General features: G+C 48.1%; 17 protein-coding genes. 2 read left to right on the forward strand and 15 right to left on the reverse strand.

Annotation, left to right across the window (positions count from 1 at the left end):
- Nucleotides 1-14: 14 nt before the first annotated feature.
- Together RUW00_RS06475 and mce are read right to left on the reverse strand one after the other, a co-directional pair.
- A complete protein-coding gene (locus RUW00_RS06475; RefSeq protein ID WP_396334716.1) occupies nt 15-1,538 on the reverse strand; it encodes an acyl-CoA carboxylase subunit beta in 1,524 nt (507 codons plus the stop codon).
- The gene (mce, locus tag RUW00_RS06480) at nt 1,525-1,953 is read right to left on the reverse strand and encodes a methylmalonyl-CoA epimerase (RefSeq protein ID WP_280145305.1); all 429 of its coding nucleotides are present in this window, start codon (nt 1,951-1,953) and stop codon (nt 1,525-1,527) included. The genes RUW00_RS06475 and mce overlap by 14 nt, the downstream gene beginning before the upstream one ends.
- Before the next feature lie 93 nt (nt 1,954-2,046).
- On the opposite strand from mce, the gene prli42 reads away from it, so the two are divergent.
- Nucleotides 2,047-2,142 (forward strand): stressosome-associated protein Prli42, encoded by a 96-nt coding sequence (gene prli42 / locus RUW00_RS06485; RefSeq protein ID WP_007408390.1) that lies wholly within the window; start codon nt 2,047-2,049, stop codon nt 2,140-2,142.
- 13 nt (nt 2,143-2,155) lie between these two features.
- Here the strand turns inward: prli42 and RUW00_RS06490 are convergent, their stop codons facing one another.
- The 6 genes from RUW00_RS06490 to brxB form a co-directional block, all read right to left on the reverse strand.
- A complete protein-coding gene (locus RUW00_RS06490) occupies nt 2,156-2,686 on the reverse strand; it encodes a L,D-transpeptidase (RefSeq protein ID WP_014418329.1) in 531 nt (176 codons plus the stop codon).
- A 69-nt stretch (nt 2,687-2,755) separates the two neighbouring features.
- Nucleotides 2,756-3,709 (reverse strand): aromatic acid exporter family protein, encoded by a 954-nt coding sequence (locus RUW00_RS06495; RefSeq protein WP_029326084.1) that lies wholly within the window; start codon nt 3,707-3,709, stop codon nt 2,756-2,758.
- A gap of 76 nt (nt 3,710-3,785) precedes the next feature.
- The gene (gene artM / locus RUW00_RS06500) at nt 3,786-4,508 is read right to left on the reverse strand and encodes an arginine ABC transporter ATP-binding protein ArtM (RefSeq protein WP_003153229.1); all 723 of its coding nucleotides are present in this window, start codon (nt 4,506-4,508) and stop codon (nt 3,786-3,788) included.
- A complete protein-coding gene (artQ, locus tag RUW00_RS06505) occupies nt 4,501-5,160 on the reverse strand; it encodes an arginine ABC transporter permease ArtQ (RefSeq protein ID WP_003153227.1) in 660 nt (219 codons plus the stop codon). The genes artM and artQ overlap by 8 nt, the downstream gene beginning before the upstream one ends.
- Before the next feature lie 61 nt (nt 5,161-5,221).
- On the reverse strand, nt 5,222-5,989 hold the full coding sequence (artP, locus tag RUW00_RS06510; protein ID WP_014418331.1) for an arginine ABC transporter substrate-binding protein ArtP: 768 nt from the start codon (nt 5,987-5,989) through the stop codon (nt 5,222-5,224).
- A 244-nt stretch (nt 5,990-6,233) separates the two neighbouring features.
- On the reverse strand, nt 6,234-6,671 hold the full coding sequence (brxB, locus tag RUW00_RS06515) for a bacilliredoxin BrxB (protein WP_003153223.1): 438 nt from the start codon (nt 6,669-6,671) through the stop codon (nt 6,234-6,236).
- A gap of 178 nt (nt 6,672-6,849) precedes the next feature.
- On the opposite strand from brxB, the gene RUW00_RS06520 reads away from it, so the two are divergent.
- On the forward strand, nt 6,850-7,746 hold the full coding sequence (locus RUW00_RS06520) for a YegS/Rv2252/BmrU family lipid kinase (RefSeq protein ID WP_014418333.1): 897 nt from the start codon (nt 6,850-6,852) through the stop codon (nt 7,744-7,746).
- A gap of 45 nt (nt 7,747-7,791) precedes the next feature.
- On the opposite strand, the gene RUW00_RS06525 is transcribed toward RUW00_RS06520, so the two are convergent.
- Genes RUW00_RS06525 through yqiS form a run of 7 tightly spaced genes read right to left on the reverse strand, consistent with a single transcriptional unit; the run spans nt 7,792 to nt 15,632 of the window.
- On the reverse strand, nt 7,792-9,054 hold the full coding sequence (locus RUW00_RS06525) for a dihydrolipoamide acetyltransferase family protein (protein WP_280145306.1): 1,263 nt from the start codon (nt 9,052-9,054) through the stop codon (nt 7,792-7,794).
- A gap of 21 nt (nt 9,055-9,075) precedes the next feature.
- Nucleotides 9,076-10,059, reverse strand: a complete 984-nt coding sequence (bfmBAB, locus tag RUW00_RS06530; RefSeq protein WP_003153216.1) for a 3-methyl-2-oxobutanoate dehydrogenase subunit beta — start codon at nt 10,057-10,059, stop codon at nt 9,076-9,078.
- 12 nt (nt 10,060-10,071) lie between these two features.
- Nucleotides 10,072-11,064 (reverse strand): thiamine pyrophosphate-dependent dehydrogenase E1 component subunit alpha, encoded by a 993-nt coding sequence (locus RUW00_RS06535; protein WP_032874085.1) that lies wholly within the window; start codon nt 11,062-11,064, stop codon nt 10,072-10,074.
- Between the two features lie 22 nt (nt 11,065-11,086).
- Complete coding sequence (gene lpdA / locus RUW00_RS06540) at nt 11,087-12,508, reverse strand: dihydrolipoyl dehydrogenase (RefSeq protein WP_014418337.1); 1,422 nt, start codon at nt 12,506-12,508, stop codon at nt 11,087-11,089.
- Nucleotides 12,498-13,613, reverse strand: a complete 1,116-nt coding sequence (gene buk, locus RUW00_RS06545; RefSeq protein WP_095272330.1) for a butyrate kinase — start codon at nt 13,611-13,613, stop codon at nt 12,498-12,500. Before buk ends, lpdA begins: the two co-directional genes overlap by 11 nt.
- A gap of 17 nt (nt 13,614-13,630) precedes the next feature.
- Nucleotides 13,631-14,725 carry a branched-chain amino acid dehydrogenase gene (gene bcd / locus RUW00_RS06550; protein WP_007612452.1) on the reverse strand — a complete coding sequence of 365 codons (1,095 nt, stop codon included), beginning with the start codon at nt 14,723-14,725 and terminating at the stop codon, nt 13,631-13,633.
- Nucleotides 14,726-14,738: 13 nt separating this feature from the next.
- Nucleotides 14,739-15,632, reverse strand: coding sequence for a phosphate butyryltransferase (yqiS, locus tag RUW00_RS06555; RefSeq protein WP_095272334.1), 894 nt, complete (start codon nt 15,630-15,632; stop codon nt 14,739-14,741).
- Between the last annotated feature and the right edge of the window lie 27 nt (nt 15,633-15,659).

Consider the following 15,659-nt stretch of genomic DNA (forward strand, 5'->3'; position numbering starts at 1 on the left):
TCAGTTCCCTCCGTTTAAAGCGGTATATTACCGTGCTTTTTTTTCGGTCTTTCCTCTTCCTTATGCGCAAGCATGTCAAATGCCTGAATCAATTTTTTCCTCGAGTCTTCCGGCCGGATGATATCATCCACCATTCCGCAGGCCGCCGCTTTATACGGACCGGCGTTTTCCTTTTCGTATATGGCTTTTTTTTCGCGCTTCGTTTTCTCCGGGTCGTCAGAAGCCTGTATGTCTCTGCTGTATAAAATCGACGCCGCGCCTTCCGCTCCCATCACGGCGATTTCCGCATTGGGCCAGGCGAATACAAGATCTGCCCCGAGCCCTTTCGAATTCATGGCGACATAGGCGCCTCCGTAAGCTTTTCTGATGATGAGCGTCACTTTCGGCACCGTCGCTTCGGCAAAAGCATACAGCAATTTTGCTCCGTGACGGATGATTCCCGCATGTTCCTGCTGAAGGCCCGGGAGAAATCCCGGAACATCAGCGATCGTCAATAACGGAATATGAAACGCGTTGCAAAAACGGATGAATCTCGACGCTTTGTCAGCGGCATCAATCGTGAGGCTCCCCGCCAAGTGTTTCGGCTGGTTTGCGACAACACCGACTGTACGCCGTCCGAGTTTCAGAAAACCGACAACAATGTTTTTGGCAAAATACGGCTGAATGTCAAAAAACGTTCCGTCATCCGCCAGCTCTTTTATTACCTGTAACACATCGTAAGGTTTCGAACTGTCCGCGGGAACGAGGGTGTTTAATAACGGTCTGGCGTCTTCCTTTTTAACGGGTGATGCCGTCTGTCCGCCGTGCGGGAGATAAGAAAGCAGGGTTTTCACAGCGGAAAGAGCCTCTTTTTCCGTTCGTGCGGAATAGTGGGCATTTCCGCTTATCACATTATGTATTCCCGCACCGCCTAAACTTTCCGCGTCAATCTGTTCACCCGTAACCTGTTCAATGACTTTTGGGCCTGTAATAAACATGTGCGACGTATGTTCCGCCATAATCACAAAATCCGTCAATGCGGGTGAATAAACAGCACCGCCGGCACACGGCCCGAGGATGACAGAAATTTGCGGAATCACTCCCGAGTAAAGGACGTTGCGCCTAAAGATATGACCGTATCCATTTAATGATACCACACCCTCTTGAATTCTCGCACCACCTGAGTCGTTCAGCCCGATGATCGGGGTTTTGTTTTTCGCCGCCAGATCCATCACCGCCGCGATTTTTTCCGCATGTGTCTCGCCGAGCGTCCCGCCGAGTACGGTAAAGTCATGGGCAAACAAATACACGGGCCGTCCGTCAATTGTGCCGTATCCGGTAACGACGCCGTCTCCCGGAGCATTCCGGCACCCGGGCATGCGGCTCTTGGCAAACGTCTGCAGCTCTGAAAAACTGTCTTCGTCCAATAAATAGTCAATTCTTTCTCTTGCCGTCAGCTTGCCTTTTTTGTGCTGTTTTTTATTTTTTTCCGCTCCGCCGCCGTTTGTTAATAAGGAACGTCTTTCGTTTAAGTGTCTGATATGATCACTCATGCTCATCTTGAGTTTCTCCTTTTTCTATTGTTTCACAAAGCTCAATCAGGACCCCGTTCGCCTCTTTTGGAGAGAGAAATGCGAACTTCTTCCCGCCCGCGCCGTTTTGCGGTTCATGATGGATCAAAGTCATGCGGCATGATTCAAGCTCCTTGATCGTTTCCTTCATATCGGCGCAGCGGAATGCCAAATGATGCAGCCCTTCGCCTCTTTTCTGTAAAAAAGAGCTGACGGGAGACGCGTCCGACAGCGGCTCAATCAGCTCAAGCTTTGTGCCTCCCGCTTCTAAAAAAGCAACTCTCACATTTTGGCCGCTTACCAGCTCGTCTCCCATATACGTAAGCCCGAGCATCCGTTCGTAAAATCCTCTCGCGGCATCAATAGAGCTGACAGCAATGCCGACATGATCAAGTTTTTTCATAGCGCGGCCACCTGCTTTCCGCCATAGGATATGGCTTGTTCATACAAGCAAAACACGTTAAAATGATAGACAGTAATCTTAAGGAGTGAAACAATGTCTCAAAAATTTATGAAAAGCGCCGTCATCGTCATTTTAGGCGTATTTATACTTTCAACCCTCCTCTCAGGCATTATGATGTATTTGCGGTAAAAAAGCAGGCGCCTCATTGCAAGGGGGTTTCCTGCTTTTTTATGAGGGCTTTCCGCTCTATTGCAATGTCCTCGAATGAGCGGTTTTCTTTTGTAATCAATACTTTCGTTCCGGGAGGGATAATCCGGAAAATACGGATGACATCCCGGTTTTTCATACGGATGCAGCCGTTTGATACAAACCCCCCGATCAGCTCTTCTCTGTTTGTTCCGTGAATGCCGTATATCCTGCCGTCGGTGCCTTTCGCGTCAAAACCGATCCAGCGGACGCCGAGCGGGTTTTCCGGCGCGCCTCCCTTTACATTTTTCTTCCGGTAATACGGATTGACGGCTTTGACCGTTACCGTAAATTCTCCTTCAGGCGTCAAATCATCCGTTTTTCCCGTCGCCACCTGATAAATGCCTTCTATTCGGTTATCCTTCACAACAGCAAGCGCATTTGTGGCTTTATTGACGATAATATAAGGGTCACCCGGCAAAGGGTTTGCGCCAAGCGGCCAAAGCGGAGACAGCAGCAGGGCGGCTGACAATAAAAAAAATCGCATGGGCTCCCCTCCTTTTTTCATTAGAATGACCAATGAAAGGAGGACTCATGCGATTGATCCATATGTTTTTTACAGCTTGATGCCTTTGAAATAACTTTTAATCACGAGATATTGTTCCATCTCACCGAGGAGGTGGAACAAAGCCGCCCGCGCTTCAAACTCCTCCCGCGTTGCCGGGAGCGGCATTTCTTCAAATTCCGTTCTCATTTCTGCAAGTCTTTTTAAAAATTTATGAGCGGTATTGCCGGGATGAATGGCTTCCCTTAATTCACGGATGAAATGGGCGATTATTTTGCCCTGCTCCACCGTTATTGAAATAGAGGTAATTTTCGGCAGCAGCCGTTCAATGATTTCAAATTGTTTCTGTCTCATTTTAAAATAATGATAGTAAAGATTTTCATGGCGCAAAATATGATTCTGCACGTCCCGATAGGCGAGGTTTTTCGCCTCTTGAATCATCTGGTGCGTCTCCGGTATTTCCTTCCCCGACCAATCTTGCTCACCAGTTAACAAATACCGTTCGATTTCGGCGAAAATGACGGAAAAGTTGTCCTCGATTTTTTTCCGGTACGCCGCGAGTTTTCTGTCAAGGCTCGGCATATACAGATTCATTAACAGTGCGACGCCGATACCTACGGTGATCAGCTGGAACTCATTCCAGATAAACGCCATCGTAATGCCGCCGGACATATATAAATGAAGAATGATTACTGAGCTGGTGACGATCCCTTCGTTTATTTTTAAAACGACTGTAGTCGGAATGAACAGCACCAGCAATATTCCGATCGCAAACGGATAATAGCCGATCAGCCCGAAAAAGACATATGAAAAGACGATCGCCAATAAACAGGCGGCAAATCGGGCCCACGAGGCCTGAAGCGACCGCTTTTGCGTAATCTGGATGCACAATATGGTGATGATTCCTGCGGATGCGAAGTTTTGCAGATGCAACAGCTGGGCTAAATAAATGGCCAGCGCCGTTCCAAGTGCGGTCTTTAGTGTGCGGTAACCGATTTTAAACATTGCTTGCTCCATTCTGTTTGTTTCTTTCTCAAAAAAAAGAAGAAGAGCATTCTTCTTCTTTTCTTCCAGTTATATTTTATAATATTTTTTCTAAAAAGTCCTGTGCTCTTTTTGACTTCGGAGAAAGAAAAAATTCTTCCGGCTGCCCGTCTTCCACGATCGTCCCTTCATCCATAAATAATACGCGGTCTGCGACTTCTTTGGCAAATCCCATTTCGTGCGTTACGATCACCATTGTCATACCCGTCTGCGCGAGCTCTTTCATCACCTCAAGAACTTCTTTGACCATTTCCGGGTCAAGAGCCGAGGTCGGTTCATCAAACAGCATGATGTCAGGATTCATGGCAAGCGCCCGCGCGATGGCGACCCGCTGCTTCTGTCCGCCTGACAAACGGTTCGGATAGTCGTTCCGTTTGTCAAGCAGTCCGACTTTTTCAAGGAGAGCGCACGCCTTTTCCTCCGCCTCCTTTTTAGACTCTTTCTTTACGCTGACCGGCGCGTATGTGATATTTTCAAGCACCGTTTTATGAGGAAACAAATGAAAATGCTGAAATACCATGCCGATATTTTCCCGCACTTTCAGTTTATTCGTTTTAGCTGCGGTGATTTCGTTTTCTTTAATGGCAATCGTTCCGCCGCTCGGGGTTTCCAGCAGATTTAAGCAGCGCAGAAACGTTGATTTGCCGGAACCTGAAGGGCCGATGACAGCGACGACTTCCCCTTCTTCGATCTGTGTTGAAATGTTTTTCAGTACTTCATGTTTCCCGAATGATTTTGACAGGTTGTCGACCTTAATCATTGGCTTTCAGCTTCCTTTCTACGCCTTTTCCGATGAATGCTAAGATCAAAACGAGCACGTAATAGATTAAGCCCGCCACAATAAGAGGTTCTAAATAGTTGTATGTTGCGGCGCCGGACTGGTAGGCCCGTCTCATAATGTCGCCGAGACCGATAACTGTGACGATCGCCGATTCTTTTGTTAAAGTGATTAATTCGTTAATAATAGCCGGAGAAATGTTTTTAAACGCCTGCGGCAGCAGCAGATCTTTCATCATTTTTCCGTACGGCACGCCGAGAGCGACGGCAGCCTCTTTTTGTCCTTTGTCAATTGCGTTGATTCCCGCTCTGATAATTTCAGAGACGTAAGCGGCTGAATTGAGCGATAATGCGGTGACTGCCGCCCAAAATTGATCGATCTGAAAGCCGAGGAGCTGCGGCATACCGAAATAGATGATCATCAGCTGCAGCACGAGCGGCGTGCCGCGGAATATCGAAGTATAAAAATCCGCAATCCATTTCAGCGGACTGATCGTGCTGATTTTAAATAAGCTGAGCACGATTCCTAATACAAGACCGATGACCGCTGAAACGAGCACAATTTTCAATGTGACCGCAAGGCCTTCCAATATAAAAGGAATTTGGGGGATTGTCGCTGAGAAATCCAAATTCATATGTGTGATCTCCTTTGTCTTTATTCAAGATAAAAAGCTCAACGAAAAGTTGAGCTTTCTTTTATTTCTCGTTGGTGAACCATTTTTTCTTCAGTTTTTCGATTTCTCCGTTTTTCTCCATTTCTTTCAGCGCTTTGTTAAACTTCGCTGTCAGATCACTGTCTTTGCGGAACGCAATCGCGGAGCCCGATTCGTCTGATTTCGCATCTGCTGACGCAAAGCCCTGCAGATCTTGATTTGAATTGAAATAGCCTTGTGCTACGATGTCTTCGATAATCGCGGCATCAAAACGCCCGGATTTGATCTCTTCGGTTAAATCTGAGATCCGGTTGCGGTCTTCGAGCTGAAAACCGTATTTCGAAGCGAGCTTCTTGCCTTTTTCCTCTTGAATGGAGCCGAGCTGCACACCGACGGTTTTGCCTTTCAGATCATTCAGGGATTTAATGCTGCTTCCCTTTTTCGTAACAATCATATTGTTAGCAGTATAATAAATATCAGAAAAATCAACTTGCTTTTTCCGTTCCGGCGTAGGTGTCATTCCAGATAAAATCATATCTACCTGCTTGGACTTCAAGGCTGTAATCAGGCTGTTGAAGTCCATGTCCTGCACCTCAACGTCATAGCCGGTCTTTTTGCCCAGAGCTTTTGCCAGATCAACGTCAAACCCGGTGATCTGATCGCCGTCTTTATATTCAAATGGTTTATAGTCAGCCGATGTACCCATAATCAGCTTGTTCTTTCCGCCCTCTGAGCCTGAATTGCCTGATCCGCAGGCGGACAGCGCAAAGGTGATACATGCGGCAGCTAATACCAACAGCCATTTCTTCATGATTCATTTCCCCCATATCTACTGATCTCTTAAAATTGAATATTTATTCGTTAACTTGTATTTTAAACACTTTTTAAGTGTGATGCAATACTATTTTTGAAAAATATATTTTCCTTTCTGTGTTTATTATAGTCATTGTTTTTCAGATTAGTGACAGCTGAACGCCGATGTATAAATATTTATATTTATACAGATTCCATAAAAAAAACCCCGCAAGCGCTCGGCTCCGGGGTTTTTCTTTCACTTATACTTCTTCACAATATTCTTCAAATGCTTCCTGCAGTTTTGTGACGACGGCCATCGGCTCATGGCCTTCAATTTCATGGCGTTCCACCATTTTCATGATTTTCCCGTCTTTTAAAATGGCAAATGACGGAGAGGACGGCGGATAGCCTTCAAAGTATTCTCTCGCTTTGGCTGTCGCTTCTTTATCCTGTCCGGCAAATACCGTCACAAGCTGATCCGGGCGTTTATCGTAATGTACGGAATGGTACGCGGCAGGCCGTGCAATACCGCCTGCGCATCCGCACACAGAGTTGACCATAACGAGTGTCGTTCCTTTTTTCGAAAGCGCTTCGTCCACTTCCTCAGCGGTTTTCAGCTCTGTATACCCGGCAGCCGTGATTTCCTGGCGGGCTTGACGCACGACATCATTCATAAATAAATTAAAATCCATATTCAACTGGGACCTCTCCTTTTTGATCATCTCTTCTTATGATAGCAAGGAACCTCCCTATCGGCAAATGACACCGCTCATAACCAATTGTTTTTTGACCCTTTTATGTTCCCTATGTAAGTTTATGACCTTTTAAAAACGGGAAACTTGTTAAGGAGATTGTCTGAAATAAAGGAGCAGTCGTATGAGCCAACGGAAAGCAGTATTAATTTATAACGGAAACGCCGGACAAAAACAGATTGATAAAACGCTCGGCACGGTCGTCCCCATTTTGGCCCAGTCAGCTGACGAACTTTTGATTAAACCGACCAAACATCAGGATGATGCCCGTCAGTATTGTGAAAATCTCGACAGTTCAGTTGACCATTTATATATTTTAGGCGGGGACGGCACTGTGCATCAATGCATCAACAGCATCAGCAAGCTTGATCACAGACCCGCTGTCGGCATTTTGCCGGGAGGAACGTGCAACGATTTCTCCCGGGCGCTCGGCATCCCACAAAACCTTCAAAAGGCCGCTGAAGCGCTCGCGGCCGGACATAAACGGATGATTGACGTCTGTAAAACGGATGACGGCTATTTTCTGAACTTCTGGGGCATCGGATTGATCACCGAAGCATCAAGCCATATCAATGAAACTGAAAAAGCATGGCTTGGTAAAATCAGCTACTTCACGAGCGCCTTGCGGACGATGACAAGCGCGAACCCGTTTCCTGTCAAATTGACGATTGACGGCGAGGTGAAAGAAGACGAAGCCGTAATGGTGCTTGTCATGAACGGGCATTATATCGGGACAAACAGAGTTCCCCTGCCTGATGCCAGCCTCCGGGACGGCTTAGCCGATGTGTTAATCTGCCGTAACACAAGCCTTGCCGCGTTGCGGGAGCTGATGACGATGGAGCAGGGTTCATTTGATGATTTCAAAGGGGAGCTGTCCTATATTCAGGCCTCCAGGATTGAAATCGAAACCGGGCGTGAAATGGACGCGGATACAGATGGCGAGGTATACGGAACAACACCTTGTACGATCGAAGTGAAAAAACATCATCTCACTATGCTTGTTCCCGAGGATTCACAATGAAAATAAAAAAACTCCTTTTGCCGCCCGGGCAAAAGGAGTTTTTTTTTAATAGACGGACGTATGTTCATCAATGTTTTCTAAGATCTCTTTGACGCGTCCGAGGAATCGGCCGCACACGAGCCCGTCGAGCACTCTGTGATCTAAAGACAGGCAAAGATTAACCATATCACGAACGGCGATCATCCCGTTATTCATGACAACCGGACGTTTGACGATAGATTCTACCTGAAGAATCGCCGCCTGCGGATGGTTGATAATGCCCATAGATTGAACTGAGCCGAAAGATCCCGTGTTATTGACGGTAAATGTGCCGCCCTGCATATCTTCCGCGGTAAGTTTTCCGTTTCTCACTTTTTTCGCAAGGTCCGTTATTTCTCTGGCTATGCCTTTAATCGTTTTTTCATCAGCATGCTTAATAACCGGAACAAACAGCGAATCTTCCGTGGCAACGGCAATGGAGATGTTGATGTCTTTCTTTTGGACGATTTTGTCTCCCGCCCACATGCTGTTCATCTGCGGGAACTCTTTGAGAGCCTGCGCCGCCGCTTTTACAAAGAAAGCGAAAAACGTTAAATTGAAGCCTTCTTTTTGTTTAAATGAGTCTTTAATGCTGTTTCTGTACGCCGTCATGTTCGTGACGTCGACTTCCATCATCGTCCAGGCATGCGGAATTTCTGTTTTGCTTTTATGCATATTGGCGGCGATGGCTTTTCTGACGCCTGTAACCGGAATTTCAATATCACCGGCTGACAGAGCGGGTGCCGGTGCTTGTTTTTGCTGTTGTTTCGGCGCTTGTTGCGTTGTTTGAACAGCAGACGGCGCCGGTGCTTCCGATTTCTGCTTCATTCCCGAATCAATGATCTGTTGAATGTCTTTTCGCGTAATTCTTCCGCCTGCACCCGTTCCTTCAACTTCTTCAAGCTGAATGCCGTGTTCTCCCGCTAATCTGAGCACGGCCGGCGAATAACGCGCTTTATTTGACTGATCTTTACCTTGGCGGTTTGCATCGGTGTCTGAAGGGGTATTCTGCTCTTCTTCCCGCTTCGGCGCCTCTTCGGTTTCCGTTTCTTCTGTTTCAATTTTGCAGATAATCTCGCCGACTGCAAGAGTCTGGCCTTCTTCTCCTACAAGTTCTGTAATCGTACCGGTAAAAGAAGACGGCACCTCCGCATTCACTTTATCCGTCATGACCTCCGCGATGGGGTCATATTTATTCACTTGATCACCGGGGGATACCAGCCACTTGCTGATCGTCCCTTCCGTCACGCTCTCTCCGAGCTGAGGCATAGCCATTTGTTCAATCGCCATGTCAAAAACCTCCTTACGTCTTTAAAACTCCGCTAATTCTCTCATCGCGGCTTCTGCTTTGTCAGGATTCATCATGAAGTATTTTTCCATTGTCGGCGCATAAGGCATTGCCGGAACGTCAGGACCTGCAAGCCGCTTGATCGGCGCGTCTAAATCAAATAAGCAGTTTTCAGAAATAATGGCGGCGACCTCGCTCATAATACCGCCTTCTTTCGTATCTTCCGTGATCAGCAATACTTTTCCCGTTTTAGAAGCAGCTTCAATGATGGCTTCTTTATCTAACGGATAAACCGTACGCAAATCTAATACGTGCGCTGAAATTCCGTCTTTTTCAAGACGCTCGGCAGCCTGCAGAGCAAAATGGACGCATAATCCGTACGTAATAACAGTAATGTCGCTGCCTTCGCGTTTTACATCCGCCTTTCCGATCGGAAGGACGTAATCATCCGCAGGGACTTCGCCTTTAATCAGGCGGTACGCCCTCTTATGTTCGAAAAACAGCACCGGATCTTCGTCACGGACTGCAGCTTTCAACAGCCCTTTTGCGTCATAAGGAGTTGAAGGCATGACAATTTTAAGGCCCGGCTGGTTGGCAAAAATGGCCTCCACAGATTGGGAATGATACAACGCGCCGTGCACGCCGCCGCCGTAAGGCGCTCTGATGACCATCGGACAGCTCCAATCATTGTTTGAACGGTAGCGTATTTTTGCCGCTTCTGAAATGATTTGGTTGACCGCAGGCAGAATGAAATCGGCAAACTGCATCTCGGCAATCGGACGCATGCCGTACATCGCGGCGCCGATCCCGACACCGGCAATCGCTGATTCAGCAAGCGGCGTATCCATCACGCGCTCTTCTCCGAACTGTTCATAGAGACCCGCCGTTGCTTTAAACACGCCGCCTTTTCTCCCGACGTCTTCCCCGAGAACAAACACGCGCGGATCTCTTTCCATTTCTTCTTTCATTGCTGCATTAATACTGTCAATATAAGACATTACAGACATAAGTATTCCTCCCTACTTCGCATAAACGTGATCAAGCGTTGATTCAGGAGATGCGTATGGCGCTTTCTCCGCTTCGTCTGTCGCTTCGTTTACGATAGCCATGATGTCATCCAGCATGGTCTTTTCTTCTTCTTCACCTAGAAGCCCGGCTTCTTGCAAGTATGCTTTGTATAAAAGAAGCGGATCTTGTTTCTTCGCTTCTTCTACTTCTTCGCGTTCTCTGTAGCTGCTGTCGTCGTCATCACTGGAATGCGGCGTCAAACGGTAGGAAACCGTTTCTATTAATGTAGGGCCTTCGCCTTTAGATGCCCGTTCGCGCGCTTCTTTTACGACCCGGTAAACTTCCAGCAGGTCGTTTCCGTCAACAGTGACTCCCGGCATGCCGTAGCCTGCCGCCCGGTCGGATATTTTCTCGCACGCAACCTGTTTGTCATACGGGACAGAAATGGCATACTTATTGTTTTCACACATGAAAATGACCGGCAGTTTATACACGGCGGCAAAGTTTGCCCCTTCGTGAAAATCCCCCTGGTTGGAAGATCCTTCTCCAAAGGTAACAAAAGAGACGATATCCTTTTTATCCATGCGTCCCGCAAGCGCGATTCCGACCGCATGAGGAACCTGCGTCGTAACAGGGGATGAGCCCGTTACGATTCTGTTTTCCTTTTGCCCGAAGTGGCCCGGCATCTGCCTTCCGCCTGAGTTCGGGTCAGCCGCTTTCGCAAAACCGGACATCATCAAATCCTTTGCAGTCATACCGAATGCAAGCACAACCCCTATATCTCTGTAGTAAGGAAGTACATAGTCGGTATCACGGTTTAAGGCATAGGCCGCGCCTACTTGTGCCGCTTCCTGTCCTTGACATGAAACAACGAACGGAATTTTGCCCGAGCGGTTTAAGAGCCACATTCTTTCGTCGATTTTTCTGGCTAACAGCATGGTTCTATACATTTCAACGGCTTCTTCGTCAGAGAGCCCTAATGCTTGATGGCGGTTTGTAGTCATTCAAACCCCTCCTTCTTTCCTTTTAAAAATGAATCGCGTTTCCGTCTGCGGCTAACGCAGCTTCTCCAATCGCTTCTGACAGCGACGGATGCGGATGTATGGACTGGCCGATTTCCCAAGGCGTCGCATCGAGCACCTTGGCAAGCCCCGCTTCAGAGATCATATCGGTGACGTGCGGGCCGATCATATGAACACCGAGAATATCATCTGTATTCCGATCGGCGACGATTTTGACAAAGCCGTCGCTTTCTCCGTATACAAGAGCCTTTCCGATCGCCATGAACGGAAACTTCCCGATTTTCAGTTCATGCCCTTTTCGAAGAGCTTCCTCTTCTGTCAGACCGACGCTCGCCGCTTCCGGATTTGAATAAATGCATTTCGGCACAAGAGCGGCATCAAGCGGAGCCGGATTAAGACCCGCCATATGCTCAACGGCAATGATGCCTTCACGGGAGGCCACATGCGCAAGCTGCAGCCCGCCGACAACATCACCGATCGCATAAATGTGCGATTCCTTCGTCTGCCCGGCTTCGTTCACGATGATAGAACCGTTTTCCGCTTCAATGTCCGTGTTTTCAAGGCCGATCCCTTCAATGTTCGGCTGGCGGCCGATGGAAACAAGCATTTGTTCCGCGTGATACGTTTCTTTTTTTCCATTCTTTTCAGCGGCAATTGAAACGCCGTCCGCTTTTTCCAGTGTATCCGGAAGCACTTTCGCACCCGTCACGATTTTAATTCCTTTTTTCGTTAACAGTTTTTCCATCTCGCTTGAAATATCACGGTCTTCAGTCGGCAAAATGCGGTCCGCATATTCAATCACAGTGATATTGACGCCGAAATCGTTCAGCATGGATGCCCATTCAATTCCGATGACACCGCCGCCGACGATCATCATGGATTGGGGCAGACGTTCAAGCTCTAACGCTTCATCTGATGTCAGAATATATGTACCGTCTGCTTCCAAACCCGGCAGCATTTTCGGCCTTGAACCGGTTGCGATAATCAATTGTTTCGGTATCAGCATGTCGTTTTCTTCACCATTTGCGTATTCGACGGAAACTGTACCGGGAAGAGGTGAGAAGATGGAAGGGCCGAGCATACGTCCGTACCCGTTGAATACATCAATCTTCCCCTTTTTCATCAAGTGGGCGACACCGCCGGCCAGCCGGTCAACGATTCCCTGCTTTCGTTTTTGCACGCTGTCAAAGCGGAGGGAGACACCTTCCGTTTCAATGCCGAATGCTGCCGCTTCCTTTGCGGTTCGGTACACTTCCGCGCTTCTTAACAGCGCTTTACTCGGAATACATCCTTTATGCAGGCATGTTCCGCCGAGCTTTTCTTTTTCTACAACGGCCGTTTTTAAGCCGAGCTGGGCCGCTCTGATGGCGGCTACATAACCGCCTGTGCCGCCGCCCAGAATGACCACATCATACTCAGTCGCCATTTGTTTTCACTCCTTCGCCGATCTGATATTGCTTTGACTGCTCCTCACCGGCTAAAACCCGAAGCGCGCCTTGCGCGAGAGATTGCAGTTCATTTTCTCCCGGGTACACCAGTACATCCGAAATCCAATCTATGTACGATCTGATAGCGGATACGAAACTTTTCCCGTACGCCAATCCGCCCGTCAGGACGATAATGTCTACTTTTCCTTTTAAAACGGCGCTTGCCGCCCCGATTTCTTTTGCTACTTGATAAGCCATGGCGTCATAAATGAGACGCGCGTTTTCATCTCCGGCCTGAATGCGTTTTTCCACTTTGACCGCATCCATTGTCCCCAGGTAGCCGGAGAGTCCGCCCGTGCCGACAAGTTTTTTCATCATATCGGCTTTTGAATACTTGCCGGAAAAACACATTTCCACCAAATCACCCGCCGGAACGGTTCCCGCGCGCTCCGGGCTGAAGGGTCCTTCTCCGTGAAGCCCGTTGTTGACATCTGTCACCCGTCCGCAATCATGGACACCGACTGTGGTGCCGCCGCCCATATGAGTGACGATCATCTTCATCTGTTCATACCGTTTGCCGAGGGATGCCGCCGCCTGACGGGCAACAGCTTTTTGGTTCAAAGCATGGAAAATGCTTTTCCGCTTGATTTCAGGCATTCCTGATACTTTAGCGAGCGGAGTCATCTCATCCACCACGACCGGATCGACGATATACGCGGGGATATTTAATCCGTCAGCTATTTCCCTGGCAATAATTCCGCCCAGATTAGAAGCATGCTGGCCGTTGTAGCCGTTTTTCAAATCAGTGATCATGGCGTCATTCACTTCATATGTGCCGCCCTCAATCGGTCTGAGCAGGCCGCCCCTGGCACAAACGGCATCGAACTTTGAAATGTTGATGCCCTGTTCGTGCAAAGACTCAAGAATGCTTATTTTTCGAAATTCGTATTGGTCGATAATGCTGTTAAATGTTTTCAGCTCTTCTTCGGGATGCCGCAGCGTCTTTTCAAAGATACAGCGTTCATTGTGAAAGACACCGATTTTCGTTGATGTTGAGCCTGGATTCAGAATGAGAATGCGTTTTTCCTTTTCGAACATTTTCATACCTCCAGATCAAATTCCTATCGTCTGCTTAATATACTTTGGCCGTTTTGCAGAAACTGGCTTCTTGAACGGCGCATGCGCTCAATTCGTTCCTCAGCCAGACGGTCAGCCGCTAAGTATGTCGGAATGCCGTCACGCGCGGAAATATCGAGCACCCGCTCAATGTTTGCATAGATGCCTTCAACCTTTTTCAAAGCCCGCTCAGCATTGTAGCCGTAAAGCTCATCGGCCACATTGATGACGCCGCCTGCATTGATGACATAATCCGGAGCGTATACGATTCCCATTTCATGAATGGTATCGCCGTGACGTGTTTCTTTCAGCTGGTTATTGGCCGCTCCCGCAATGACTTTCGCCTTCAGCTGTTTAATCGTGTCATCGTTAATGACGGCGCCGAGAGCACATGGGGCATAAATATCGCACGCCTGTGAGTAAATGTCGTCGGGATCAACTGCGCGGGCGCCGAAGTCCTCAACGGCACGTTTAACAGATTCTTTATTGATATCCGTTACGATTAAAGAAGCGCCTTCTTCGTGAAGGTGGCGGCATAGATTGTAAGCCACATTTCCCACGCCTTGCACGGCAATTGTTTTACCTTCCAGTGAATCAGTGCCAAACGCCGCTTTCGCTGCGGCTTTCATCCCTTTGTAGACGCCGTATGCCGTAACCGGGGACGGATTTCCTGATGAACCGAATGCCGGAGAAATTCCGGTTACATAGTCTGTTTCATCATGAATGATGTCCATATCTTCAACGGTTGTGCCGACGTCTTCCGCCGTAATATACCTTCCGTTTAAGCCTTGGATGTACCGGCCGAACGCGCGGAACATTTCTTCATTTTTATCTTTGCGCGGGTCTCCGATAATAACGGTTTTCCCGCCGCCTAAGTTTAAACCGGCAGCCGCATTTTTATAAGTCATGCCTTTTGCGAGTCTTAGTGCATCTTCAATCGCCGCTTCTTCACTGTCATATGTCCACATTCTTGTTCCGCCGAGTGCAGGGCCGAGCGTCGTATCATGAATCGCGATGATCGCTTTTAATCCGGATTGTTCATCTTGGCAGAATACCAATTGTTCGTAATCATAAGTCTCCATATATTTAAAAATTTCCATAGGTTCGTTCCTCCTACTGTTCTTGTGATGCGCAAATCGCAAGCGCAATTGAATACAGTTTATTTTCTGCGGTATCCGCTCTGCTCGTTAATGCGATCGGCGCTTTTGCACCGGCGATGACGGCAGCAACATTTGCTTTCGCAAAATAAATCATTGACTTATAAAGCATATTTCCGGCCTCGATTGAAGGAACCAAGAGAATATCCGCCTGGCCCGCTACGCTTCCGGAAATCCCTTTTTGCAGCGCAGCCGCTCGGGATACGGCATTATCCAAAGCAAGCGGTCCGTCCGCAATGCAGCCGGTAATCTGTCCTCTGTTGCACATCTGGACGATCGCAGCCGCGTTCAGCGTCGCCTCCATTTTCGGATTAACCGTTTCAATAGCGGCAAGGACTGCGGCTTTCGGCATAGGGTTCCCTACTGAATGTGCGACATGAACCGCATTTTGCAGAATATGCCCGAGCTCTTCAAGAGACGGGGCAATGTTCAGCGCTGAATCAGTCACATACATCAGCCGGTCATAGTCCGGCACCTCAAAAACGGCTACATGTGATAACACCCTTTTTGAACGAAGCCCTTCATGGCGGTTTAAAACCGATTTCAGAAGAGTTGAGCTCGGGAGATTCCCTTTCATTAAAATGTCCGCCTCTTGTTCACGCACTGCGCGCACTGCTTTTGCCGCAGATTCTTCGGGTGAATCGGCGTGGATGATTTCAGCATTGAACTTCGGCTCATTTGCCAGAAGCTCTTTCAGCTTTCCGCTGTCACCCGTCAGTAAAAATCGTGCCGACAAGTGTTCTGCCGCCATTTTGACGGCCTGGATCACTTCTTTATCTGCTGCGTGGGCCACTGCAATGGTTTTTGCGTTTTTTGCCGCGGCTTTTTCAACTAGGTCTCTCAGCTTCATTTTGTACCACCTTCCTTGTGCGAATCC

The sequence above is a fragment of the Bacillus sp. IS1 genome (genome assembly GCF_032461585.1).
Taxonomy (GTDB): domain Bacteria; phylum Bacillota; class Bacilli; order Bacillales; family Bacillaceae; genus Bacillus; species Bacillus velezensis.